We start from the raw sequence: 25,253 nt of genomic DNA on the forward strand, positions 1-25,253 counted from the left end.
CTCTGTCTCACGGCGTCCAGCGAAGCAGGGTGCCGTGGTGCCCCGTGGCCCAGACATCTCCGGGCCCCGAGCCTCCCAGCGCATTCAGCGTCGCCGGAGACGGCGTGACGGTGCTCCACGTCGTCCCGTTGAAGAAGTGCACGTCGTTCACCTCGGACGACACCGCGTAGAGCGCGGTGCGACCAAAGGCCCGGAGCGCTCGGAGGTTGGGAGTGGCCCCGCCCGCCACCGTCGGCGCCGGCAGGCGAGTCCATGCGTCCCGCGAGTGCTCCAACAACAGCGCGCCGTCACCCGCCACATAGGCCAGCCGAGGCGTGAGGACCTGGACGCCGTTGAGGAAGCCCGAGGCGTTCGAGACCCCCAGGTCCTCCTTTGTCCACGTCGTCCCATTCGCCGACGCGCGATACACCACGGGGCGCGGCACTCCGCTCACCGTCTCCGAGCCCACCGCGAGCAGTGTCGTCACGTCCAGGCCATGGATGGCCCTCAGGTTGGCGGGCACCTGGGCGAGGACCGTGGGCTGCTGCTGCGTCGAGCCGCCGTCGTCATAGCTCCAGCGCAGGATGCGGCCCTGGCTGGTGACGGCGTACAGGGTGACGACGTTGTCCTCCTCGTTCTCGAAGCCGACCATGCCGTTGATGGCTCCGGCATGGCCACTGCCGAAATCCTCGCAGGGGGCGGGCAGCTCATCGGGCCTCACCGTCCCGAACCGCCCCGCGCCGGAGCCCAGGAACACGCGGCCGTTGTTCGCGGCCCAGGCCGACTTCCATTCGCCCGGGCAGCCCGTCACGGAGGTGACGTTGCCATCCACCACGTGGAGCACCTGACTGGCCGCGCCAGCGAGCCATCCATGGCCCCGCGAGTACACCGCCACCGCGTCGAACCGCGCATCCACATCCCCCAGTTCCGTCTGCTCGTTCCACGACGTCGCGGCACAGCCCGCCACCCCGTCGTCCGTCTGGCCGTTGCAGTCGTTGTCCAGACGGTCACATGCCTCGGTGCGCCCCTGGCGCACAACCAGCGAGCCCTCGTCACAGTCGGTGTTCATCCGTGTCGCGCCCGCCTCGGGCGGCGTACAGCCGAGCCCCACGGAGTACCCGGCCTGGCCATCTCCGTCGTCGTCGACGAAGTGCTCCACGGGCTGCTCACTGCTGATGCAGGTGGAGGCGGACGCGCTCTGACACGTGAGCACTCCCGCGCAACCCAGCGGCGCCGTGCACGCCGTGCCCACGAGGAACGGGTCGTTGTCCGTCACGCCGTCGCAATTGTCGTCCCGTCCGTCGCAGCGGAACTCCGCCTGACCGGGATGCACGTCGTTGTCCGTATCGTCGCAGTCGTCATCGCTCGGCGCATAGCCCGCGGGAGCGACACAGCCGAAGGCCTGGAGTCCGCCCACGGCGCCGTGGCCGTCTCCGTCCGCATCCACCCAGAACGGTGTCTCGCCCGGGGCATCGGTCTCGCCCGCGGCGCAGTTGTTGTCGATGCCATCGCACAGCTCCGTGGCGCCGGGGTGGATGGCCGCGTTGTCGTCGTCGCAGTCCGTGCCGGGGTAGGGCTGCTTCGCGGCGAAGTAGCCGTCGTCATCCAGGTCCTCGGCGCGCAGATCCAACCCGAGGTCGGTGACGTTCTCCGTGGGGAACCGGGCCTCCGCGGACTGGCGCGCGATGATGGGACCGGCACACGAGCCCTCGTGCGCCTCGGCGGTCACCCGCAAGTCCCGGCTCCAACCCGCCTGCTCCAGGATGACGCCGGTGCGCGTGTCGCTCAGGCGCCCCGCCTCCACCTTCACCTCGCCCGACACGGTGTGCGACGCGTCGTGCACGTCGACCACCGTGAGCGTCAGGCACTTTGGCCGGAAGGTCGCATACGTGATGAAGACCCGGAGCGCGCCTTCGGTGACGGGGGTCTCCGTCTTGCAACCGAAGAGCGGAAGTGTCAGCAGCAGCACACCCACCTGGAATAAACGCATCGCCCGTGCATTCCTCGGCGCGCCGAGGCGCGCGCTGTCGTGACGTAACGCCTTAAAACTCAAGGACCTCTGGAACTCCCCCATAGACCGCCGCGCTGGCCATCGTCCAGAAGCCCCCGTCACCGGGTGCATCCTTTCGCTCGTCGGGCCCCAGCGCGCGCACCACCTCGTCTCCCCTGGCCCGAGTCCCGCCTCCTCGCTCATGTCCCTTGTTCGAACCGCCCTCGTCGCGCCCCTGTGTGCCTGGATGGTCTTGTCCCCGTCCGAGTCCCGGGCGGCCCAGAGCGACGCACCCGTGGCTCCCACCCCCTCGCGCAGCGCTGCGGATTCCGCACCCGGGGCTGCTGATTCCGCACGGCCCGCTGCGGATTCCGCACCCCCTCCGCCGACCGAGGCCACCGCATCGAGTCCACCCGGTGACACCGCGCCGCTGACGTTGGAGCGCGCCGTGTCCATGGCGGCCGAGCGCAACGAGTCCGCGCTCGCGGCCCAGCAGCGCGCCAAGGCCGCTGACGCTCGGGTGTCTCGCGCCCGCGCGTTCTTCTTCCCGGAGCTGACGGCGACGGGCACGTATACGCGCCGCTCCAACCAGTCGACGCGCGAGGTGGGCGGACAGCAGGTGGTGCTCCAGCGCTACAACGCCTTCGGCGCCAACATCGTCGCTCGCGTCACGCTCTTCGACGCGCGCGGCTTCCCCCTCTACCGCGCGGCGCGCCTGGATGGCGAGGCTGCGGGCCTGGAGGCCGTGGAGGCCCGGCGGCAGATTTCTTTCGAGGCCGCCAACGCCTTCCTCATCACGCTCCAGGAGCAGCAGGTCTTCCAGGCCGCCGAGCAGCGCATCGCCTTCGCGAAGCAGTCGCACGCGGATGCTTCAGCGCGGGCCAAGGCGGGCCTCGCGAGCACCAACGACGTGACGCGCGCGGAGGTGGAGGTGGCCACCGCTGAGGTGGATCTGATCAGCGCTCGCAACGCCGCCCAGACGAGCCGCCTGGAGCTCGGCTATCTGCTGGTGGAGCCGGTGGACGGGGCGCTCGTCATGCCGCGGACGCTGCTCGACGACGCGGCCCGGCCGCTGCAAACGCACGACGGCATCATCCCCGGCGCGGTGGAGCGACGCCCGGACATCCTCGCGTCGCGGCTGCGGGTGGAGTCGCTGGAGGCCAGCGCGCTGGAGCCCCTGGCGCGCACGTTGCCCGCGCTCAATGTGGGCGCGACGTACCGGCTCACGAACGAGGCGGGCCTTGCGGGCCGCACGGGAGATGGCTTCCTGTCCGCCGACCTCACCTGGAACCTGTTCGATGGCGGCGAGCGCTATGCGGAGCGCCACGAGCGCGTCGCCCTGGCGCGCGCGGCGCAACTGGAGCAGGAGGCGGGCACGCGGCGCGTGGACGTGGACATCCAGCGGGCCCGGGTGGCCCTGGAGAACGCGCAGGCGGCGCTCACCCAGAGCGAGCTGGCGACCCGCGCGGCAAGGCAGAACGCGGAGGAGCAGGGCATTCTCTACCGCCAGGGATTGTCCACGGCGCTGACATTGGCGGATGCCTCCCTCCGGTTGTTCGAGGCGGAGGTGGCCCTGGCGCGCAGCCGGTATGCGCTGGGCGTGGCCCTTCTGGGCCTGAGGGCGGCAGTCGGACTCGATCCCCTGGGGAAGGAACCGTGAAGGCGATGCGACGCGCAGGAACGCTGACGCTGGCCGTGGCCATGCTGGCCATGGGGGCATGCAAGAAGGACGGGGAGGCGGCGAAGGGCGGGGACGCTCCGGCGACCGGCAAGGCGGGCGGTCGTCCCGGCGGCGGCGGTGGCGCGGGGGGCCGAGGCCCCATCCAGTTCCCCGTCGAGGTCGCTCCCGTCGAGGCACGCGACGTCGAGTACGTCGTGAACGCGGTGGGCTCCGTGGAGGCCTTCGAGCGGGTGCAGATCACCGCCCGGGTGCCGGGCGCCGTGGAGCGCGTGCTCTTCATGGAGGGGCAGACGGTGAAGAAGGGCGACGTGCTCGCGGAGATCGAGCCCGCGCGCTACGCCATCGCCGTGCGCGCGGCCGAGGCCTCGTTCGCCAAGGCGAAGGCGTCGCTGACGGAGGCCCAGTCCGGCGCCGACCGTCGCACCGCCGTCAACCAGGCGAGCCCCGGCCTGTTGCCCGCCGAGCAGCTCGACACCTTCCAGGCGCGAGCGCGCACGGCCGAGGCGGATGTCGCCTCCGCGCGCGCGGCGTTGGATCAGGCCCAGCTCAACCAGCGCGACGCGTACGTGCGCGCGCCCATGGACGGCGTGCTCCAGACGCGCACGGTGCAGACGGGGCAGTACGTGCAGCCCGGCATCGTCATGGCGACGCTCCTGCGCAAGGACCCGCTGCTCCTGCGCTTCACGGTACCGGAGGCGGACGTGGGGCGGCTGAAGCCGGGCCTGTCCGCGCGGTTCTCGGTGCGCTCCGAGAGCGGCACGTACACGGCGAAGATCACCCACGTGGCGGAGGCCGCCGACGATGCCAGCCGCATGGTGCCGGTGACGGCCGAGGTCTCCGGTGAGGACGCGCACCGGCTGCGGCCGGGCGTGTTCGCCTCCGTGGCGGTGCCGGTGGAGACGCGCGGTGGCAGCCCGGTGGTGCCGCAGACGGCGGTGCGCGCCAGCGAGCGCGGCTTCATGGCGTTCGTGGTGGAGGGTGACAAGGCGCGCGAGCGCATCCTGGAATTGGGCATGCGCACGGCGGATGGACGGGTGGAGGTCCGTGAGGGACTCAAGGCGGGGGAGATCCTGGTGGTGCGTGGCGGCGAGGCCCTTCGCGAGGGCGTTGCGGTGCGCGTGGCCCAGGAGAAGAAGCCCGCGCTGACGGCCGAGCCCCGCGTCGAAGACGGCGGTGGCGGTGAGGGAGCGGGTCGATGAGCCTGACGGAAGCCTGCATCAAGAAGCCGGTCCTCGCCTGGATGATCATGGCGGCGACCATCGTCTTCGGCATCGTGGCGTCGCAGCGCATTGGCATCAGCCAGTTCCCGGACGTCGACTTCCCCACCATCAACATCAGCGTGACGTGGGAGGGCGCCAACCCGGAAGCAGTTGAAAGCGACGTCATCGAGCCGATTGAAGAGGCGGTGACGCAGGTGGAAGGCGTCACCAGCATCACCTCGAACGCCCGGCAGGGCGGCGCCAACATCACGGTGGAGCTGGACCTGTCGCGCAACGTCGACACGGCGCTCGCCGACGTGCAGACCAAGGTGAGCCAGGCGCAGCGCCAGCTCCCCGAGGACATCGACCCGCCCATCGTCACCAAGACGAACCCGGAGGACCAGCCCATCATCCAGGTGGGTGTGTCCGGGCCCTTCTCGCAGCAGGTGGTGAGTGACTTCGCGCGCTACCGCGTGAAGGAGAAGCTCCAGACGGTGCCGGGCGTGGGCGAGGTCCAGATTGGCGGCTCGCTGGAGCGCAACGTCCGCATCTGGGTGGACTCCAGCAAGCTGGACTCGCTGGGCCTCACCGTGATGGACATCTCCGCCGCGCTCCAGCGCGAGCACGTGGAGCTGCCAGCGGGGCGCATCGAGACAGCGGGCCGGGAAGTCAACGTGCGCGTGCTGGGCGAGGCGTTGGATTTGGAGACGCTGCGCAACATCATCATCCGGGAGCAGGGCGGCCAGCCGGTGTACCTGCACGATGTGGCGCTGGTGGAGGACGGCTTCGAGGACATCCGCCGCATGGCGCGGGTGAACGGCACGCCCGCACAGGGCCTGGGCATCAAGAAGCAGCGCGGCGCCAACGCGGTGTCCGTGGCGCAGGGCGTGCGCGCGGCGCTGGTGCGCATCCAGAAGGAGGCTCCGGAGGGCATGGACGTGGCGGTGCGCTTCGACTCGACGCAGTTCATCGAGGAGAGCGTCCATGAAATCGAGTTCGAGCTGCTCCTGGCCTGCATCCTCACCGCGTTCGTGTGCTGGGTGTTCCTGGGCTCGCTGTCGAGCACGATGAACGTGGTGCTGGCCATCCCCATGTCGCTGTTGGGGACGGTGGCCGTCATCTACTTCCTGGGCTTCACGCTCAACACCTTCACGCTGCTGGGCCTGGCACTGGCGGTGGGCATCGTGGTGGACGACGCCATCATGGTGCTGGAGAACATCTTCCGGCACGCGGAGGAGGGGAAGGACCGGGTGCGCGCCGCGCGCGAGGGCACCGCGGAAATCACCTTCGCCGCGCTGGCGGCGACGATGGCGGTCATCGCCATCTTCCTGCCCGTCGTGTTCATGAAGGGCATCATCGGCAAGTTCTTCCTCCAGTTCGGCGTCACGCTCTGCGTGGCGGTGCTGCTGTCGTACGTGGAGGCCATCACCCTGGCGCCGGCGCGGTGCGCGCAGCTCTTGAAGACGTCCCGCGAGGGCCGCAGCAAGATGGGCGTGTGGGTGGACAAGGGCTTCTCCAAGCTGGAGCACGCGTACGGCAGGGTGCTGGGCTGGGGGCTGAAGCGGCCCTGGCGAGTGCTGGGCGTGGCGGTGTTGATTCTCGCCGCCAGCGTGTTCGCGTTCCGCGCGCTGCCGGGCGAGTTCGTGCCCTCGCAGGACCAGAGCCGGTTGATGGTCCGCCTCCAGACGGCGGTGGGCAGCAGCCTGGAGGAGACGAACAAGATCTTCCAGCGGGCGGAGGCATTCGCGGCGTCCCGGCCGGAGGTGTTGGGTGTCTTCGCGGTGGTGGGCGGAGGCGGCGGCAACTCCAGCGTGAATGCGGGCATGTTGATGCTCACGCTGAAGCCACCCGACGAGCGCATGCCCCAGGCGGAGTTCCAGCAGATCCTCCGCAAGGAGCTCAACAGCTACCCGGGCCTGCGCGCGGTGGTGCAGGACCTGTCGCAGGCGGGCTTCACGGCGCAGCGCGGGTTCCCGGTGGAGTTCAGCGTGCGCGGCTCGGACTGGGACCAGCTCGTGAAAGCGAGCCAGGAGATGCGCGACAAGGTCCAGGCGAGCGGCAAGGTGGTGGACGTGGACACCGACTACCAGCTCGGCATGCCGGAGCTGCGCATCACCCCGGACCGGGCGCGCGCGGCGGACCTGGGGGTGCCCATCCAGGCGGTGGCGACGACCATCAACGCGCTCGTCGGTGGCGTGCGCGTGGGCAAGTACAGCACCGGAGGCCGGCGCATCGACGTGCGCATGCGCCTGCTCGCGGGCCAGCGCTCGCGCCCGGAGGACCTGGCGATGCTCAAGGTCCGCACGGCGAGCGGCGCGCTGGTGCCCCTGTCGTCGCTGGTGACGCAGGAAGAGCGGCCGGCGCTCCAGGCGATTACTCGCAGGGACCGCGAGCGCGCCATCAGCATCTTCGCCAACGTGGCGCCGGGCTCGAATCAGGAAGAGGCGCTGGCCACGGTGGAGCAACTGGCGAAGGACCTGCCCGGTGGCGTGCGCGTGGTGCCGGGTGGCGCGAGCGTGGCGTTCCGCGACTCGATGAGCAGCCTGTTCTTCGCGCTCTTCCTGGGGATTGGCGTCGCGTACATGGTGCTGGGGGCGCAGTTCAACTCGTTCCTGCACCCCGTCACGGTGCTCACGATTCTGCCGCTGTCGGTGGCGGGCGCGTCCTTCGCGCTCCTGGGCACGGGCAGCACGCTGAACATCTTCAGCATGATTGGCCTGCTGCTGCTGATGGGCATCGTGAAGAAGAACTCCATCATCCTGGTGGACTACGCGCTCCAGCAGCGGGAGCTCGGGTTGGACGCGGTGGAGTCGATGCAGCGCGCCGGCCCGGTGCGCCTGCGGCCGATTCTGATGACGTCCACGGCGACGATGATGGCGGCGGTGCCGGCGGCCCTGGCGTTGGGCGCGGGCAGCGAGACGCGCGCGCCCATGTCCATCGCCGTGCTGGGCGGCCTGTCCGTCTCCACGGTGCTCAGCCTCCTCGTGGTGCCGGCCTTCTACGTGGTCGCCGACCGCATGAAGACGAGGCTGGCCAACTGGAGGGGCAAGCGCCCGGATGACGAAGCCGGTGGCCCCGCGGCGCATGGGCACCCCGGTGGCGAGGAGCCTCGCCCGGCGGCGCACGGCTGAGCAGGAGAGGGCCCCGGCGGGATGCATGCCCGCCGTGGGCCTTGTCGGGCTCGGGGAGGTTCGTTTCCGGGAAAGCGCGGGGGCTGGCGACCTTCCCTCCGCGCGGCTTCCCGCTGAAGCGGGTGCGCGTCGTGGTCACTGTCACAGGCACGTCCGTGGTCGGGCAGGTGAGTCCACGGCGAGCAAGGAGATGACCCCATGGCGCAAGAGACCGAGCTTCCTCCCTCCATCACCCCGGTGAAGGAGCGCGACGAGTCGCTGGACCTCCAGGCGTTCCTCGACGAAATCGGCAACAGCCGCGAGGTCAGCGTCAACAAGGTGGAGGCGCGGGACGCGGCGCACGCGGTGTTGTGCACGCTGGCGCGGCGGCTGTCCGATGGTGAGGACGTGAAGCTGATGAACGCCCTGGGCAGCGACATCGGCGATATCGTCGGAGAGTGCACCATCCTCCGAGGCCCGTCCCATGCCCGGCGCATGCACCGCGAGGAGTTCATCTCCGACATCGCGGACCACCTGAAGATTCCGGTGGACCAGGCGGACCGGGTGATGAAGGTGGTGTTCACCGCGGTGAGGGACCGCATCCCCGAGGACGAGGTGTCCGCGGTGGCCTCTCAGCTCCCGCCGGACCTCGCGGACAGCTTCCGCCGGCCGGTGTAGCGAAGGCGGTGTGCCGACACCGGGCTTCCATTCACGGGAAGCCCGGAGCGGCTCACGACACTCAGGCGGACTTGGCCAGCGCGGCGTCAATGGCCTGGACCAGACGCGGGTCCTCCGCCGTCACGTCCGGGGCGAAGCGGGCGGCGACGCGGCCATCGCGGCCGATGAGGAACTTCTCGAAGTTCCACTGCACTTCAGGAATCGGATTCGCCTCGATGCCGTAGCCCTTGAGCTTCTGGCGCATCGGCCCTTCGCCGGTGGCGTCGGGGAAGGCGCTCGTCAGCTCGCTGTAGAGCGGGTGCTTGTTCTCGCCCACGACGGAGATCTTCGAGAACAGCGGGAACTTCACCGCGTACGTCAGGTCGCAGAAGTCCTTGATCTCCGCCTCGGTGCCCGGCTCCTGGCCCATGAAGTTGTTCGCGGGAAAGCCGAGCACCTCCAGCCCCTGGGCGTTCTTGCTCTCGTAGAGCTTCTCCAGGCCCTCGTACTGCGGGGTGAGGCCGCACTTGGAGGCGACGTTCACCACCAGCAGCACCTTGCCCTTGAACTGCCCCAGCGTCAGTGCCGCGCCGTCGATGGACTTCAGGGGGATGTCGTAGAGGTTCTGGCTCATATGGGCGCGGAGCCTCGTACTTTGGCCCCGCGCCCGTCAATCGCCGCCTACGTCCGGGTGATGGCGAGGCGCGCGAAGAGATGCCAGGTGGAGCTCTCGCCCAGCGGCGGTGTCGTCTTGTGTCGCAGGACAATGGTCTCCTCCTTCGGGTCGCCGCTCTGGTGCTCCAGGATGAGCCGGGCCTCCACGGGGGTGGTGAGCCAGGTCTGGAACACGCTGGGCAGGGCGTTGGAGGTGCTGATGCTCCCCACCACCAGGACGCGGGGGTCGTCGTTCTTGATGGTCTCCGAGTCGCCTCCCGCGTGCCGCAGCCGGCAGTAGCCTCCGTTCGCGGTGGGTGACTTGTTCGTCACCATGCCCTCCTCCTCCTGGCCGGTGAGGTAGACGGTGCTGGAGAAGCCGGAGATGTCATACGTGCCGGGGGGAACGGTGATGACGCCCGTCCCCAGGTCCAACCGGATGGAGCGCTCGGGCGAACACGCCTCCACGCGGGTGAACACGCGCGTGTTCATTCCCTTCTTCAGCTTCTTCGTCTCGGGCGAGTCCTCGGCGAAGACGGCGAACACGCGGGAGTAGCTCACCGGGGACGAGGTCCACTGGTAGCTCGCCTCGTTCTTGCCTCCCTCGCCGTCCAGGGTGCGCACCTGCTTGTTGCCGTCGCTTCGTCCGCCGGTGAGCCACCGGTCCTTCGCGCCGCCCACCTTCAAGTAGAGGGCCCGGCCCCGTTTGACTTCGCCGCTGCCCACGGTTGAACGGCTCTCCATCACCGTCCACTGGTAGTTCTCCTCGTACTTGCCGCCCTCACCGTCGAGCGAGGAGACGCCTTGCTGGCCCTCTCCGAATCCCCCCTTCAGCCACCGGAGCTTCTCGCCACCCACCTTGAGATAGACCTTGTCGCCGTAGCGCACGGGCCCGCTGCCCACGCTGTCGCGGGCCTTCATCAGCGTCCAGCGGTAGCTGGGTTCCATGGCGCCTCCCTCGCCATCGAGGGTGTTGACCTGGGTGTTGCCTTCACTCCGGCCCCCGGTGAGCCACAGGAGCTTCGTGCCGCCCACCTGGAGATAGAGCGTCTCTCCATAGATGAGTGTTTCGGTGGTGGGGATGAGCTCCGGAGCGGGGGAAGGCTTCGCTGGACCGACTTGCGTGGACTCGAGATTGGATTGTGATGACAAGGCATCCTCCTGTTGGGTGCGCTGAAACGATGCCATGCGAAACGGAGGACACCTCCCAGGGATACGAAGCGATACAAAGCGAGACGGCGCGACGCGCGCACCCTGGATGCCAGGGATAGGGTATGCTTCAGGGGCAGTGTTCCTGGCACGGGTGCCGCCCAATGGACTTGAAAAACCAGATGTCGACGCCGCGTGTCTTCATCGTGGATGACGACCCGCAACTCACGGCGATGATTGCCGACTACTTGCGATTGCATGGCTTCAGCGCGGGGTGTGAGGCCAGTGGAGACCGGGCGGTGCCACGGATTCTCGCCGAGCGGCCCGACCTGGTGGTGCTGGATGTGATGCTTCCGGGCAAGGATGGCTTCACCGTCTGCAGGGAGCTGCGCGGCGCCTATCCGGGCCCCATCCTCATGCTGACGGGGCGAGGGGCGGAGGCGGACGAAGTCGTGGGGCTGGAGAGCGGCGCCGACGACTACCTGCCCAAGCCGGTGCGCCCGCGCGTGCTCCTGGCGCGGCTGCGCGCCTTGCTGCGCCGCACCACGAGCACGGCGCCGACGACGGTCGAGACATCCCTCATTCGAGTCGGAGAGCTCACGGTCGACCCGGCGCGCAGGACGGCCCGTCTGCGAGGGGCGCCGCTCGATTTGACTTCGGGCGAGCTGGACGTGCTCCTGCTGCTCACGACGCACGCGGGCCAGGTCGTGAGCCGGCAGCTCATGTACCAGCGACTCCGGGGCGTGGAGCAGGATGACATCGACCGCTCCGTGGATCTGCGCGTCTCGCGGCTTCGTCACAAGCTGCGCGAAGCCTCCGGCGAGACGGACGTCATCAAGACGGTCCGCGGGGTCGGCTACCTCTTCACCGTGAGCTGACCCGTGGACCGACTCTTCCTTCGCGTCTATCTCCACATCTTCGCGGGCGTGCTGATCGCGGGCCTCGCCGCCAGGGTGTTCGTGATTCCGGTGATCAACGCGCAGCTCGCGCGGAACCTCGAAGCCACCTTCGCGGTGCCCGTCGGGTTGATGGCCGAGCTGTTCGAGGCGCGCTATCGGGAGCACGGCGACTTCGGAGGACCCGCCGAGCAGGCCTCCAGGCGCTTTGGTGTTCCCGTCGCGCTCATCCCCCAGGGGCGCATGCCGCTGGACGCTGAAAGCGCCGCGCGGTTGGAGGGCGGGCAGGTCGTCCGGGTGGGGCCCGTGTTCGCGTCGATGCTCTATGCGCGCCTGGAGGGGACGGGACACGTCCTCGAGGTGGGCCCGTTGCCGCTCAACTTCCCCCTGGGGGGCGCGCGGGGCCTGGCGCTCGGCCTGTGCTTCGTGGGTGGGCTCTCGCTGGGCGTCTTCATGCTCCTGCGCCCCGTGCGCCGTCAGCTCCTGGACCTGCGGCGGACGGCCGAGGCGCTCGGGAGGGGAGAGCTCGGCGCGCGGGCCGAGGTCGGCTCACGAGACGTCATCGGCGCGCTCTCCACGGCGGTGAACCACATGGGGGCGGAGCTTCAGCGCTCCATCACCTTGCGAGACGAACTGCTCCACAACACCTCCCACGAGCTTCGGGCACCGAGCCAGCGGCTGCACTTCAGCCTCGCGCTCGCGAGAGAGGCGTCCGAGCCCGCGGAGCGGGAGCAGGCGTTTGATCGGGTGGAGCGAAGCCTGTCGGAGCTCGACCAGCTCGTCGACGAGCTGCTGACCTATGCGCGCCTCAAGGCACACCGCGCGCCCAAGGAGGCCCGAGCGGACGTGCGGCCCGTCCTGGCCGCGCTCTGCGCGACGCTCGCCTCACTGCCGAACAGGGCGGTGCTGGCGGCGCCCGGACCCGGGCCCGGAGACGAGCCGCTCGTCGTTCGTGTCGAGGCACGCCTCATCGAGCGCGCGACGTCGAACCTGATTCTCAATGCCCTGCGGTATGCGAACTCCCAGGTCCAGGTCAGCCTGAGCCGGGAAGGGCATACCATCCACATTCATGTCGACGATGACGGGCCTGGGATTCCGCTCGCGGAGCGGGAGCGCGTCTTCGAGCCGTTCCATCGACTCGACGACGAGCGCCACGGCTTCGGGCTGGGGCTCGCCATCGTGCACCGCATCGCGGAGGTGCACGGGGGGCGGGTCTCCGCGCTGGGCTCGGTGCTGGGGGGCGCACGCTTCACGCTGTCGTTTCCCGCGTGAAGGCGTGGCCCAGGCCGTCGAACTCGCGTCTGCTTGGCCACGAAGCTCTTTGTCCATGGCACCGGGGGGCAGCTATCGCACAGCGTTCGCTCAGATGTCTCCCAACAACGCGCAGGGTCTGGTGTCCGACCTCTGGCCCCGGACGACCCACGACATTTCAACACCTTGCTCACGCGAAAACCCTGTCGCACGGAATCTGCCAGCGGAACTCGGCACTATCCGCTGCGGGTGTGCCGCACCCATTTCGCATCGGAGCTGCCAATGCAATTCGTCGAGTTCATTGTCCCGCCTCGCAAGAAGATCTCGCTCAACGTGTCGTTCGACTCCAGTTCCAAGGACGAGAACGAAATCATCGTGATTGAGAAGACGAGTGGTCAACGCCTCTTCAACACCATCAACTTCGAGCAAGAACACGCTCGCCAGTGGGAAAGCCCCGTCAACGACAGTCCGATACCGATGACCATCGTCGTCTCCGCGCAGCACAAGCCGGGCGGAGCCAACGCGGCTGCCGTGTGGGTGCCCAGCGCCCTGGTGGTCGGTCCGTCCAGCGACAAGGACGTTCACGTTGAAGTCACCAACGGCATGAGGTCCGGCACCAGCGTGTCCACCGCCAAGGTCAGCTGGCGCTGAGCCGGGCGACAAGATCTGAACCATGCGCTCGCTGACTCCGACGCTCAGCGGGCGCACTCGCCACAGCTTGGCCAGTAGGAACAGCGCCACGCGGGGCTGACTAGCGAACACGTGCCGCGTTTGTCCGGAACGGCCAGCTCCACGCCGCACCTGGCAGAAACGCCAGAGGGCGCACTGAGGGTACCCACCTACTCGGGCAGGTCGAGAGCCCAGACCCCGTTCTCCCAGTTCTTAAGGGTCTGCTGAGCCCCCATGGCGGCCATGCCTTCTCCCTTGGCAGCTTCCTCAAGTACCGCTCTCGCCTCCCCCGTCCTGTACCGCAGGAGGAAGGCCGCAGCAGTTACACGGACATCCATCCGAGGAGCCGAGAACAGGGCGGCCAGTGCATCGCGACCTACGTCCCCGTGCTTCCGCAGCTTCGAGAAGGCCGCAAGAGCCTTGTCCGCATGCCTGTTGCCGGTCTTCGCATCTCCTCGAAGGATGCAATCGGTCTGAGCAGCGATGTTCTGGGCAAACTGCTCCACAAGTTCGGCAAGGTCCATCACCAGTCCCCCTTCCTCACGTTCTCGATAGCCCTCATTCCGAAGTCCCTCTGCGCATCGAAGGGCTGGGTGCTCAGCCACTCTCGAACCGTCTTCGTAGTGCTCGTGATGTCGAACCGCTTGGAGGAATAGAACGCGCTGACCTTGGAGTGAAGTTCCTTGTCGAGCGCGACGATGTTCTCCGTGTTGTGGATCGCCTTCGGCCCGAACCGACCCACGTTGCCGTCCGTCTGCTCGACGATGTGGTGCCACTCCTTCCCCGGTCCTGCCGGCCCCATCGCTCGCTTGAAGGACTTGAACGACGAGTAGGACTTCATGCCGACAGGTCTCGAAGACCTCGTCACTCCCTCCCCTACGCGCTGGAGGATGATGGCCGCCCCAGGCCCACCGCTCAGTACCGCCGCGCGCCCCACCGGCACCGCGACATGTCCCATGACAAGCGCGCCCTCGGCGGACAGCGACAGGACCGGCAATTCCGCAGTAGCGAGCGCCGCACCTTGAAACGTGCGCGTTGCGGATGACACCGTGCCCCAGGTGGCGATGAGGTTCGTCACCAGTTTGGAGACAACCCGCACCTGCTCGCCGCGTGTCAGGTACTGGAAGCTCTCCAGATACTCGGGGGACGACTCCAGAAGCGCCGCCACGGCGGCAGGCATCTGTCTGAGCGCCGCGAGGTTGTCAGCGGGCGATGTCGAGAAGAACTGCCCCACCGCCAAGGCCAACCCGACGAAAGCCTCTTCGGCTCCGTCCAGAGTGCGGCTCAGGTAGTCGGCATCGTCGTGGACGTCCGCGAAGGCGCCTCCTCCGGTCTCCTCCAGCCGTGCGTTCAACTGCCGGAAGACACCGCCCTTGCCCGAGTAGAAGACGCCCAGCTCGAACTGGCCCGCTCGAAAGGCGCCGTCCTTCCACTCCACGGCGCCCACGCGCTGCTGGGTCTGCCCGCTGCGCACCCACGCGAGGCAGCCGTCAGGACGGAGGACCGCCAGTTGTGTGAAGCGACCCACCCGCCGCACCAACTCGGCGCGCGACACTTCGCTCGCGTCCAGCACCTCGCGCAGCATGAAGCCCACCGCGACGCGTGCCGGGAACTGCCCCAGCGTCACGTCCTTGACGGTCAGCGCCTTCAGCAGTCGCGCGGCGTGTGTCGGCGTGAGCGAACTGCCTGCAACGGGACGCTCGTCTTGGTCCCCGAGCCCCGCGTCACGAAGCAGCGCATCGAACGCATCGCTCCTCTGTCCTCGGAAGTGCCCCCCTTCCCCGAGTAGTGCGGAACGCTGCTGGAAAGTGCTCCTGCGCGTCGAGGGTTCAACGCCAGCGCATCCCGTCACGAGGAGAATGGCGCACAGCACCCAGAGGACAGCACGCATTCAGCACCCCCATGCCTCTCTCCAAGGGAGGCAAGTGGGTTGAATGCTGTCATTCCTATCTGACAAACGGATGGCAACCGACAGCGCGGAGGAATCTTACAACGTCACTCCGACATGCCTCGGAGCCTCCCTTTCAGGGCTCGAACCCGCCCGCGTTGCGGAGCCGGTTGGCGCGCATTGTCCACCCCCAGCCCCATCGAGGCGAAGGCGCCCGGCCTCAACGTCCCTTCCGCTGTCAGGAACAACAGGGTGCCGCTCGTGCCCAGCACGTAGAACTTCCCCCCGAGGAATCTCCACCGCACCTCGGCCGCGCAGGAGATGAATCCCATCGGCTGAACCCTCTCACGCGACATCTACCTTGACGCTCACCGCCTCGGGCCTCAGTGGAATGACCAGCGGGACGCGGTCCAACTCCTCGACACGCCGTTGCTGGCGTGGGGCAATACAGGGGGCAACGGCCGTGGGGTGAAAAAGAAAAAGGCCCGCAACCCCTGAGGATTACGAGCCATTTCCAGTGGAGGCGGCGGGAATCGAAACTGGGGCGCGGCCGCGTCCCTCTACTTCTTCGCGCTGCTGCGCAGGTACCGGTAGAACTCCGAGTCGCTGCCCAGGAAGAGGGACGTGGAGCGGTCCACCACCTGGGGGTAGGCCTCCAGGGTGCGCATGAACTGGTAGAACTCCGGGTCCCTCCCGAAGGCCTCGGCGTAGATCTTCGTCGCCTCGGCGTCGGCGGTGCCGGTGATCTCCTGCGCCTTGCGGTAGGCCTCCGAGCGGATCTCCTTCAAGTCCCGCTCCCGCTGTCCGCGCACTTCGGCCGCGCGGCCCATGCCCTCGGAGCGCGAGCGCTCGGCGGTGCGCCGCCGCTCGGAAATCATGCGCTCGAAGACCTTCACCTGGACCTCGTCGACGTAGTTGATGCGGCGGATCTGCACGTCCACCAGCTCCACGCCGAACTCCTTGACGATCTCCGCCGCGCGGTCGCGAATCTGCCGGGTGAGCTTGTCGCGGCCCTGGGAGACCTGCTCCAGCGACTCACCGCGCTCGGCCTCGGTCGTGTACTCGTCGTCCTCGAACGGCCGGTTGGTGGAGCGCACCGCTTCAATCAGCGCGAACGAGGCGATGGTGTTGCGCGTCTCGCCGTCGATGATGTCATCCAACCGGGACTGGGCGTTGCGCTCATCGCGCAGGCGCTGGAAGAAGCGCAGCGGGTCCACGATTCGCCAGCGGCCGAAGGTGTCCACCCAGATGTACTTCTTGTCCTTGGTGGGAATCTGGTTCGGGTCTCCGCGCCAATCGAGCCAGCGCTTGTCGAAGCGGTTCACCGTGTCGACGAAGGGCTGCTTGAAGTGGAGGCCGGGCTCGGTGATGGACTGGCCCCGGGGTTGGCCGAAGCGGGTGATGACGGCCTGCTCGTGCTCGCTCAGCGTGTACGTGCTGGAGAAGCCCAGCACGATGGCGACCACGGCGAGCGTGAGGAGAATCAGTGCGACGCGGCTCATCGCTGGGCCTCCTTCACCTGCGCTGCTCCCGCGGAGACGGGGTCCGCCCCATCCATCCGCAGGAGGGGCGTGAAGCCCTTGAGGTTCTCGTCCATCACGACTTTCTGTCCGGCGCCCGTGAGCACCTGGCTGACGGTCTCCAGGTACATGCGGCGGCGCGTGACTTCCGGCGCCTTGCGGTACTCGTCATAGACGCGGGTGAAGCGCTCGGCCTCGCCCCTGGCGCGGTTGATGCGTTCAATCGCGTAGCCCTCCGCGGAGCGCAGGGCCTCCTCGGCCTCGCCCTTGGCGCGGGGGATGGCGCGGTTGCGCTCGGCGTAGGCCTCGTTGATGGCGCGCTCCTTCTCCTGGATGGCCTGGTTGACCTCGTTGAAGGACGGCTTGACGGGGTCGGGCGGGTTCACGTCCTGGAGGACGACCTGCTGGATGTCCACGCCCGTCTCGTAGCGGTCCGCCAGGTCCTGGAGCAGCAGCTTGGACTGGGTGGCCACCGTCTGACGGCCCGTGGTGAGGACCTCGTTGACGGAGTGGTCGCCGACCACGGCGCGCATCGACGCCTCGGAGATGTCGCGGAGCATCCCCTCCACGTTCTTCACCTTGAAGAGGTACTTGTACGGGTCCTTGATCTTGTACTGGACGATCCACTCGACGACGGCGACGTTGAGGTCACCGGTGAGCATCAGCGACTCGCGCTTCAGGTCGGAGGTGCTCGCGGAGTAGGACGTGTTGCGCGTGCTGACCGACTCGGTGCGGAAGCCGAACTCCGCCTTGAGCTGGCGCTGCACGGGCACCTTGACGATGCGGTCCACCCAGAACGGCAGCCGGAAATGGGGGCCCGGCTCCACCGTGCCCACGAAGCGACCGAGCCGGAGGATGACGCCGACCTCGTCGGGCTCCACCTGCGCGTAGCTGGTGAACAAACCCACCACTCCGAGGAGCCCCAGGCCGCCCAGGAGGAGCCTGCGACCGAGGCCACGATTCAGCCTCCCGCGCAGCTCACGCAGGACGTCACCGGGGTCCCGACCACCAGGGTCGGGGTTCAACACTCGAGGATCCCATGCCATCCTTCAGTCTTTGGACTACATAACATCTGGATGCAAGCGGAACCCGGGCGGCGCGTGAAACGAGCCTGAACGCCTGGTGTTCGGGAGGGCCCCTCGCCGAGCTTCACTCGTCGCAGTGGGAGGACCTGTCCTGGATGAACTTTCTGGACACCTCAGGGACCAGTTTTTCGTTCTCGACGCGGTAGTTCACCCGGCTCTCGATGATGTCCGGTTGGGTCCCGCAGCCGGATTCGTAGATGAGGTAGGTGACGGTTGGCCCCGCTGCGTCCAGGGAGGCGCGGAACCCTGTCTCGCCCGTGTAGACAGCCCCGGTGGGGTGTCCGCTGCGCTCGTCCGAGCCCAGATGGCGCCCATCCGGTGCTCTCAGCGTCACGCGTACGCTCTGTTCGAAGGAGGAGTCAGGGAGGTCCTCCTTTTCGAGCCGCTCCAGCACCACGGCCGTCAGGGTGCCCTCCTTCTTCTTCCACGACTTCGACTGGAGGACTCGCCACGTGGGGCCGAGCTGGGGGCAGGCCAGCGGCTGCGCCCACGTCACGTTGTGCGCGTATGCCTCGGCCTCGAAGGCCTTGATGGTCTCCAGCACCTTCGGCGCCGCGGAGGGCTCGCAGGCTCCGAGCACCACCACGAAGCCCGGCTTGAGGCCCGGCACGCTGTCGCTCGGGACGATGCGTGGGTAGCCCTCGGCCACCTTCAGCAGCCCATCCCATTCGTTCGCCTTCGCGCGCTCCCGCCACCGAGCCAGGGCCGCTTCGGCCTCGGCCATGTTCTTGCCGCCTCCCCAGATGATGAGCTGGGCGGGCCGGGGCTCCGCGCTCGCCAGGCCTGCCCCTGCCAGTACGACAGCCACCCCAAGACTTTTCAAGCGCACGAAGACCCCCTTGGTGTCGCCGGCATCCTAGCAAGGCTTTGAGGCACTTCGTGGCGGCACGTGGCCTGCAATTGAGTCCCCCTGGGCCCGTCGCCGGTCGTCGGCGGAGGGCCCGGATGGGCAGCGCCATGCGCGAAGCCAGGGCTCTGAGGGACACGGCGACACGCGAGGCGGGGCAGGGGCCTGCCAGAACGTCACATGAGGTGAAGAAAAGTCATGAACCCGAACAAGTCCAAGCAGCATCGCCGTCGCAAGCGCGGAATGACGCTCATTGAAATCATGGTGGTCATCACCATCCTCGGCCTCATCGCGACGGCCGTCGGAGTGTCGGTCCTGGACTCACTGAAGGAGGCAAGAAGGGACAAGGCCTCGCTGGACATCAAGGCCATCGAAACCGCGCTCAAGCTCCACTACACGAAGACAGGCAACTTCCCAGACACGCAAGCGGGCCTCGGCGCGCTGGTGGAGAGCCGGGCGCTGGAGCAGCTCCCCAAGGACCCGTGGGGCCACGACTATGTCTACCTCAACGAGGGAGGCAGGCCCGTCGTCCTCTCCTACGGAGCGGACGGCGCCGCGGGAGGCGAGGGCGAGGAGACTGACATCTCCTCCGCCCCCGCGAACTCCCAGAAGGGCTGAGTCTCCCATCGCCCGTCGGCCCGCATCGGCGCTTCCGGTGCGGGCCGTGCCCCTTTCCACCCACCACTTCCACCGCGAGACGGCCGGGTGCACCCACCGGACAGCTTGGATGTTGAATGCCGGCATCCTGTCGCGTGTGTTTGTGTTTGATTGAGTTGCTGTTTAATCCAGCAAGGCGGGATGCGAATCGAGCCTCCCGTGACGCTCGCGGGCGTCCTCACATTCAAAGAAAGGCATGGCCATGAAGAAGCTGATCCTGGGAGTGTTCCTGGCAACGATGTCGCTCGTCGGCTGTGGCACCGAGGAGGCGCTCCCGCCGGAGACCGGTCAGGTGATGGCCACCGAGGATGGCCGCGAGCTCGTCATCGAGCAGCGGTCGGCCGAGCCGGGCGAGGAGGCTCCGGAGGTCGAAGCCGCCAACGTGAGCGTGGACGAGGACAGTCTCGCCTGTTGGGTGGTGCTCAACTACTGCAGGCACCCGCAAACGGGCCGGCCGCACTGCACGGCCACGGGCTGCACGGTTGCCCAGGCCATCAAGCATTGTCAGGCACTCATCAAGAAGACCTGCTGAGCTGACATCGCGGAGCATCCCAGGGGACCTCTCGGCCTCGGCCGGGAGGTCCCGGGGAGCCTTCATCACGGAGTCACGGGGGCTCACCGCCGGGCCGCGCATGACAATGAATGGCATTCTGGTTTTTCCGAGGTCGTCAATACCCCCGGGGAGGTAGATTCCAACCCAACTCATCTCTCCGCATGGCAGCGGGCGCTCTCCTCTTGAATCTCTGCAATGATTGAGAGGTCGGAATTTCATCTCCATCCGCGGACCGATTGTCAGAGGGGGCCCAGGGCGGCTTTGAATGTTGGCGGGCCAGGAGTTGTCAGCCCTGTCGCGATAGAGACAGAATGCGAACTCGGTCCCAGTCGCCAACCACGAGTCGGAAACGACATCGTCGAGTGAGCTCTCATGCCAGCTCCTGATTCCCTTCGCGTCGTGCACGACCGTGCGGCTCATGTCTTTCGGTATCTTCAAGCGCTGAACCAGCACAGGAATCCAGCGCCGCGTCAGGTGAGTGCGCAACCGTGGAGTCTCCGTCTCCAGTCTCTCCCGGTGCATTCATCCATCCAGCTCGTGCGCCAGGTCGGGACGGGACAGGAGGGCGGCGAAGGGACGGAGGTCTCTGACGGAGACCCCATCCTTCGTGTCCGTCGTCCCGTCTTCACGCCGCCGCCAGTGCCACCCCTGGAGCTGGCGAGCTGGCTTCACGTCGGGTGGGCGGACCCGACCAAAGCCGCCGAGGTCTATCTTTCGCGCAGCGAGTCTGACGCGACAGGGAACTCCAGGAGCGTGTCATTCGACGAAGACCCGGAGCGAGGCCGCATCTTCGCGTCCTGGAAACCGCTGCGCGAGGAATGGGCGAAGGGGGAGAGGGCGGCGCAGGCGGCCATGCGCGTCTTCGAGCAGCTCTACGCGCTCCATGGACGACTCGAGCGAGAAGGAGAGAAGCTGGAGTTGGTGCTCGGCGAAGGCATCCTGAGCTGGCGTCAGGAGGATGGAGGCATGTTCCATCCCATTCTTCTCCAGCGGGTCCAGCTCCGATTCAATTCATCCATCCCAGAGTTCACGGTGGGAGACAGCGGGCGTCCGGTCGACCTCTATTCGGAGCTCTTCAGCGGGCTGGAGGATTTGGATGGAAGGGTCCTGGCTCGCTGTCGAGAGGAGCTGGCCCAGGGAGGGTATTCGCCGCTCGGAGGCGCGGACACCTCCGGCTTCCTGAGGAGACTGCTGGTCCATCTCTCGGCGCAGGGTGAGTTCGTCGAGCACGGCCCTCCTCGCCCCAACGCGGAGCCCCCTCAGATAGGGCGTGATCCTGTCCTCCTTCTGCGCAACCGGAGCCTGGGGTTTGCCCGCGCCCTCGAAGGCATTCTGGAGAAGATGGAGGACCACGAGGAGCTTCCCGTCGCGCTCATGCGCATCGTGGGAATGGAAGACTCGTCGCGGCCGGCGGCGGCGGATGCCTCGCGGTCCGAGTCAGCCCGGGAGCCCGTGGACGTGTTGCTGAGCAAGCTCGCGAACCCCGAGCAGGAAGAGATTGCGATGCGGTTGGAGCAGCACGGCTGTGTGCTGGTTCAGGGCCCTCCGGGTACAGGCAAGACACACACCATCGCCAATCTCGTCGGTCATCTGCTGGCCCAGGGAAAGAGCGTCCTGGTCACCAGCCACACCACCAAGGCGCTGAAGGTCCTTCGCAACCAGGTGGTTCCCGAGCTTCAACCCCTCTGCGTCAGCGTCCTGGAGAACGACCTCGACAGCCGGAAGCAGCTTGAAGGCGCGATCTTCTCCATCGCGGAGCGGCTGTCGTCGAGCGACGGCGCGAAACTCGGCGCGGAGGCCGTACAGTTCGCCAGGCACAGGAGGCAGCTCCTCGCGCATCTCCAGTGTGCGCGGGAAGAGCTGCGCGAGGCACTGACCGATGAGTATCGGGATGTCGTGGTCGGGGGGGATGCGTGGCCTCCTTCCCAGGCGGCACGCCTCGTCTCGGAAGAGATGGAAGCGCACGACTGGTTGCCAGGCCCCGTGATGCTCGGCGCGTCATTGTCGCTGACGGAGGAGGACGTGCGGGAGCTGTACCGCACGAACACCTTGGTGACGAACCGGCACGAAGCGGAGTTGTCGCGCGCGCTGCCTCCGCTAGACGATATCCTCTCGCCTCAGGACTTCGAGGTGCTGGTTCAGAAGCGGAAAACCCTCGGGACGGAGAAACTCGACGTCCACGCGGAGCTGTGGCCGGGAGCGCCCCAGGCAGAGGAGGCCACGGATCTGGAAGGACTGGCGGACCGTTGCATGCGTGCCATGGCTCCGCTGGGCGGTGGGGAGGCGTGGAAGCTCGCCGTGGTGGCCGCGGGGATGGCGGGGGACGCTGAGTCCGCTCCCTGGAAGGCCTTGTTGGATTTGGTCCAGCGCGTGCGTGCCGAGGCCCTGGGCTCACGGGAACTCCTCCTTCAGCATGCGCCGACGACCGCCGCCGAGGGCTCCGTTGACGATCAGCTCCACGTGCTGGCGGAAATCGAGCAGCACTTGAAGGGGGGTGGAAAGCTGGGGGCGCTCGCCCTGCTTACGCACCCTTCCTGGAAGCGCATCATCCGAAGCAGCCGGGTCGAGTCAGGCGAACCCCGAGAGCCCGCCCACTTCCAGGCGTTGGCCGCCTTGCTGGGGTTGAAGAAGGCCCGCAATGTGCTTCGTGGCCGGTGGGACCGGCAGATGGCGACACTTGGGGCGCCGGCGGCAACCGACCTGGGCGAAGCACCCGAAGAGGTCGCCCTGCAACTGTGTGGAGAAATCGAAAGGAATCTCCAGTGGGCAGGCACGGTCTGGGCGCCGCTCGAGCAGGAACTGGACCGATGCGGTCTTCGATGGAGGGGCCTGGTCGATGCGGAACCCGTCAACCTCGCTTCCAATGGTGGGCTTCTGCGCAGGCGCGATGCGGTTGTCACCCAAGTGGTTCTCGCGTTGCGCACTCGAGCGAAAGGGGTCGCGCTGGCACGGGTGAGGGCGCGGCTCCGAAAAGCCGTGGCGAAGCTGGATGCCTGGGGAGGTCCTTCGGCGCCATCACCGATTGTTCGGGGGCTCGTGGAGTCGCTGACTGCTCGGAACGTCGAGGCGTATGCTCGTGACTTCGCGCTCCTCGCGGACGTTCATGAGCGAATGCAATGGCTCGTCCGACGGCGGGAGTTGCTGGCTCACCTGGAGTCCGTCGCCGCGGGGTGGGCCGCGGCCATCCAGGACCGACGAGGAGTCCACGGACAGGCGGTGCCTCCTGGAGATGCGCTCGCCGCCTGGCGCTGGCGGCAACTTCACGATGAGCTGGAGCGACGCGGAAGCGTCCAGCTCTCAGTCCTCCAGGCGAAGCTGGAGGCGCTCTCCGAAGAGCTCAGGCGCTGCACCGCGAACCTCATCGAGCGACGTGCCTGGGCCGCGCAGGTCCAGCGGACGACCTTGAGACAGCAGCAGGCGCTGGTCGGCTGGCTGGACATCGTGCGACGCATCGGGAAGGGGACGGGTGTGCGTGTCCCCCGCTTGCGCGCGGAGGCGGCGCGACTGATGGGCGAGTGCCGTGGAGCCGTGCCTGTCTGGATCATGCCGCTCGCGCAAGTCGTGGAGAACTTCGGTGCCTCCGCGCGTTTCGACGTGGTCATCATCGACGAGGCCAGTCAATGCGATGCGATGGCGCTCATCGCCCTCTACATGGCGAAGAGCGCGGTGGTCGTGGGCGACCATGAGCAGGTGAGCCCGTCGGCGGTCGGTCAGAACCTCGACATCGTGCAGCATCTCATCGATGAACACCTCGACGGTATTCCCAATTCGATTCTCTATGACGGGAAGATGTCGATCTACGATCTCGCGAGAGCCTCCTTCGGGGGCATGGTCTGCCTGACCGAGCACTTCCGCTGCGTCCCCGACATCATCGAGTTCAGCAACAGCCTGTCCTATGAGGGACGGATCAAACCCTTGCGGGAGGCCGCGAGTGCCCGGGTGAGCCCGGCCCTTCTCGTGCACCGGGTCGAGGGGCACGCGGAGGCCAAGGTCAATCAGACGGAAGCGCGCGCGGTGGCTTCCCTTGTCGTCGCGGCCGTGGCCAATCCCGCATATGCGGGCCGGACGTTTGGTGTCATCTCGCTCGTGGGGGAAGAGCAGGCCATCGAGGTGGAACAACTCCTACGAAACCACCTGGACCCGACAGAGTATGAGCGTCGCCGCATTCTCTGTGGAAACGCCGCGCAGTTTCAGGGCGACGAGCGTGACGTGATGTTCCTGTCCATGGTGGACAGTCCGCGCGACGGTGGGCCACTCGCCCTCCGGGCAACCCAGGAGTTCAAGCAGCGCTTCAACGTCGCCGTCAGTCGTGCGAGGGATCAGCTGTGGGTCGTGCATTCGCTCAACGCCGCCATCGACCTCAAGCCCGACGACCTCCGCCGAAGGTTGCTAGAACATTGCTCCAATCCTCCGGGGGTTGAACGAAGTCTCCAGCGGGCGGAGGTGAAGACGGAGTCGCCGTTCGAGCGAGAGGTTCTCGCCCGATTGCTCCGGGCGGGTTTCCGCGTGACACCCCAATGGAAGGTGGGGCACTACCGAATCGACCTCGTGGTGGAGGGCGGTGGACGACGGTTGGCGGTCGAATGTGACGGTGATCGCTATCATCCCATCGAGAAGCTTCCGGAGGACATGGCAAGGCAGGCCATTCTCGAACGGCTCGGCTGGCGATTCGTGCGCATCCGTGGCAGCGCCTTCTTCCGTGACGCGGACGCGGCGATGAAGCCGGTGTTCGCTCGGTTGGCGGAACTCGAGATTTCCCCCGAGGCTGGCAAGAAGGCGGATGCCACCGAGGAGGCTCGTGGCGATTCGCTTCGAGCAAGTCTCGTTCGTAGCGCGGAGGCGCTCGTGCGCGAGTGGACAGCGCAGACGGGGCGCACGGATGTCGAGCCGGAGGAAGGTCCAGCGTCGCAGCGCGCTCCTCGGGAGGCACCCCGGACGCCGCCGCAGCAGCGACAGCGGAACGTCATGGCCGAGGTGGATGCCGTCGAACTCCCTCCCAGAGGCGCTCGGCGAGCGGCTCAACAGGTCGGGCGCGTGGTCCAGGTCGAAATGCCGCTGTCCGTGTCCGCTGTATCAGCCCGGGGGAACGACATCCGGGGCGCGCCATCGAGGAGTGAGGAGAATTCCCTGACTGCCGCGGTGACGGCCGAACTCCCTCGGGATTCCTTCAAGTGCCTGAAGTGTCGAGGCGTGCGGCGGCTCTGGGTGGGAGAAAAAGGGCCCTTCTTGAAATGCGATGCTCTCTCATGTGCGCGATTGAGCGAGTACGTTGCCTTGGACGTCCTCGTTGCCGCACTCGCGCAACTGCGCGGTCCGTGTTCGTGTCGGGCACTTGTCCGGGTTTCACGTGGGCCGAGCGGACACGCGGTGCTCGCCTGTTCGGATACCAAGACGTGCAAGAAGTCCTGGCCATGGAGAGTCTATCGGGATTGGCTCAGGGAGCGTCCGTTGCACTGACGGGCCCCTGG

19 protein-coding genes are annotated in these 25,253 nt (G+C 67.4%); 10 read left to right on the forward strand and 9 right to left on the reverse strand.

Annotated features, from left to right (window positions below; all coding sequences use genetic code 11):
- Positions 1-7 precede the first annotated feature (7 nt).
- Entirely contained in the window at positions 8-1,969 is a 1,962-nt protein-coding gene (locus HUW62_RS12635) for a putative metal-binding motif-containing protein (protein ID WP_176434578.1), read from the reverse strand.
- A 202-nt stretch (positions 1,970-2,171) separates the two neighbouring features.
- Between HUW62_RS12635 and HUW62_RS12640 the strand changes: the two genes are divergently transcribed.
- The 4 genes from HUW62_RS12640 (at position 2,172) to HUW62_RS12655 (ending at position 8,637) form a co-directional block, all read left to right on the forward strand.
- Positions 2,172-3,629, forward strand: coding sequence for a TolC family protein (locus HUW62_RS12640; protein WP_176434579.1), 1,458 nt, complete (start codon positions 2,172-2,174; stop codon positions 3,627-3,629).
- A 5-nt stretch (positions 3,630-3,634) separates the two neighbouring features.
- Positions 3,635-4,849, forward strand: a complete 1,215-nt coding sequence (locus HUW62_RS12645; protein ID WP_163867167.1) for an efflux RND transporter periplasmic adaptor subunit — start codon at positions 3,635-3,637, stop codon at positions 4,847-4,849.
- Complete coding sequence (locus HUW62_RS12650; protein WP_176434580.1) at positions 4,846-7,980, forward strand: efflux RND transporter permease subunit; 3,135 nt, start codon at positions 4,846-4,848, stop codon at positions 7,978-7,980. The genes HUW62_RS12645 and HUW62_RS12650 overlap by 4 nt, the downstream gene beginning before the upstream one ends.
- A gap of 198 nt (positions 7,981-8,178) precedes the next feature.
- The gene (locus tag HUW62_RS12655) at positions 8,179-8,637 is read left to right on the forward strand and encodes a DUF2267 domain-containing protein (RefSeq protein WP_163867169.1); all 459 of its coding nucleotides are present in this window, start codon (positions 8,179-8,181) and stop codon (positions 8,635-8,637) included.
- A gap of 61 nt (positions 8,638-8,698) precedes the next feature.
- On the opposite strand, the gene HUW62_RS12660 is transcribed toward HUW62_RS12655, so the two are convergent.
- Together HUW62_RS12660 and HUW62_RS12665 are read right to left on the reverse strand one after the other, a co-directional pair.
- Entirely contained in the window at positions 8,699-9,250 is a 552-nt protein-coding gene (locus tag HUW62_RS12660; RefSeq protein WP_163867170.1) for a glutathione peroxidase, read from the reverse strand.
- Between the two features lie 47 nt (positions 9,251-9,297).
- Positions 9,298-10,422 carry a hypothetical protein gene (locus HUW62_RS12665; RefSeq protein WP_176434581.1) on the reverse strand — a complete coding sequence of 375 codons (1,125 nt, stop codon included), beginning with the start codon at positions 10,420-10,422 and terminating at the stop codon, positions 9,298-9,300.
- A gap of 179 nt (positions 10,423-10,601) precedes the next feature.
- Here HUW62_RS12665 and HUW62_RS12670 point away from each other — a divergent pair, with 179 nt between their 5' ends.
- The 3 genes from HUW62_RS12670 (at position 10,602) to HUW62_RS12680 (ending at position 13,217) form a co-directional block, all read left to right on the forward strand.
- Positions 10,602-11,297 (forward strand): response regulator, encoded by a 696-nt coding sequence (locus HUW62_RS12670; RefSeq protein WP_163867172.1) that lies wholly within the window; start codon positions 10,602-10,604, stop codon positions 11,295-11,297.
- A 3-nt stretch (positions 11,298-11,300) separates the two neighbouring features.
- Positions 11,301-12,587 (forward strand): ATP-binding protein, encoded by a 1,287-nt coding sequence (locus HUW62_RS49955; protein ID WP_163867173.1) that lies wholly within the window; start codon positions 11,301-11,303, stop codon positions 12,585-12,587.
- Positions 12,588-12,848: 261 nt separating this feature from the next.
- Entirely contained in the window at positions 12,849-13,217 is a 369-nt protein-coding gene (locus HUW62_RS12680) for a hypothetical protein (RefSeq protein WP_163867174.1), read from the forward strand.
- A gap of 188 nt (positions 13,218-13,405) precedes the next feature.
- On the opposite strand, the gene HUW62_RS12685 is transcribed toward HUW62_RS12680, so the two are convergent.
- The 5 genes from HUW62_RS12685 to HUW62_RS12705 all read right to left on the reverse strand — a co-directional run bounded on the left by HUW62_RS12685 (position 13,406) and on the right by HUW62_RS12705 (position 18,536).
- Positions 13,406-13,759 carry a DUF2019 domain-containing protein gene (locus HUW62_RS12685; protein ID WP_163867175.1) on the reverse strand — a complete coding sequence of 118 codons (354 nt, stop codon included), beginning with the start codon at positions 13,757-13,759 and terminating at the stop codon, positions 13,406-13,408.
- The gene (locus tag HUW62_RS12690) at positions 13,759-14,862 is read right to left on the reverse strand and encodes a hypothetical protein (protein WP_368670397.1); all 1,104 of its coding nucleotides are present in this window, start codon (positions 14,860-14,862) and stop codon (positions 13,759-13,761) included. The genes HUW62_RS12685 and HUW62_RS12690 overlap by 1 nt, the downstream gene beginning before the upstream one ends.
- 821 nt (positions 14,863-15,683) lie before the next feature.
- A complete protein-coding gene (gene hflC, locus HUW62_RS12695; protein ID WP_176434582.1) occupies positions 15,684-16,625 on the reverse strand; it encodes a protease modulator HflC in 942 nt (313 codons plus the stop codon).
- Positions 16,622-17,689: an FtsH protease activity modulator HflK gene (hflK, locus tag HUW62_RS12700; RefSeq protein ID WP_163867177.1), complete on the reverse strand. Its 1,068-nt coding sequence runs from the start codon at positions 17,687-17,689 to the stop codon at positions 16,622-16,624. The genes hflC and hflK overlap by 4 nt, the downstream gene beginning before the upstream one ends.
- 103 nt (positions 17,690-17,792) lie before the next feature.
- A complete protein-coding gene (locus HUW62_RS12705; RefSeq protein ID WP_163867178.1) occupies positions 17,793-18,536 on the reverse strand; it encodes a hypothetical protein in 744 nt (247 codons plus the stop codon).
- 237 nt (positions 18,537-18,773) lie between these two features.
- Between HUW62_RS12705 and gspG the strand changes: the two genes are divergently transcribed.
- Together gspG and HUW62_RS12715 are read left to right on the forward strand one after the other, a co-directional pair.
- Positions 18,774-19,193 carry a type II secretion system major pseudopilin GspG gene (gene gspG, locus HUW62_RS12710; RefSeq protein WP_163867179.1) on the forward strand — a complete coding sequence of 140 codons (420 nt, stop codon included), beginning with the start codon at positions 18,774-18,776 and terminating at the stop codon, positions 19,191-19,193.
- Between the two features lie 241 nt (positions 19,194-19,434).
- Positions 19,435-19,764: a hypothetical protein gene (locus HUW62_RS12715; RefSeq protein ID WP_163867180.1), complete on the forward strand. Its 330-nt coding sequence runs from the start codon at positions 19,435-19,437 to the stop codon at positions 19,762-19,764.
- A gap of 543 nt (positions 19,765-20,307) precedes the next feature.
- Here the strand turns inward: HUW62_RS12715 and HUW62_RS12720 are convergent.
- Positions 20,308-20,457 (reverse strand): hypothetical protein, encoded by a 150-nt coding sequence (locus tag HUW62_RS12720; RefSeq protein ID WP_176434583.1) that lies wholly within the window; start codon positions 20,455-20,457, stop codon positions 20,308-20,310.
- 81 nt (positions 20,458-20,538) lie between these two features.
- Here HUW62_RS12720 and HUW62_RS12725 point away from each other — a divergent pair, with 81 nt between their 5' ends.
- Positions 20,539-25,242: an AAA domain-containing protein gene (locus tag HUW62_RS12725; RefSeq protein ID WP_176434584.1), complete on the forward strand. Its 4,704-nt coding sequence runs from the start codon at positions 20,539-20,541 to the stop codon at positions 25,240-25,242.
- The last annotated feature ends 11 nt before the right edge of the window (positions 25,243-25,253 follow it).

This window comes from Myxococcus sp. AM011 (genome assembly GCF_013372595.1).
GTDB lineage: Bacteria > Myxococcota > Myxococcia > Myxococcales > Myxococcaceae > Myxococcus > Myxococcus eversor.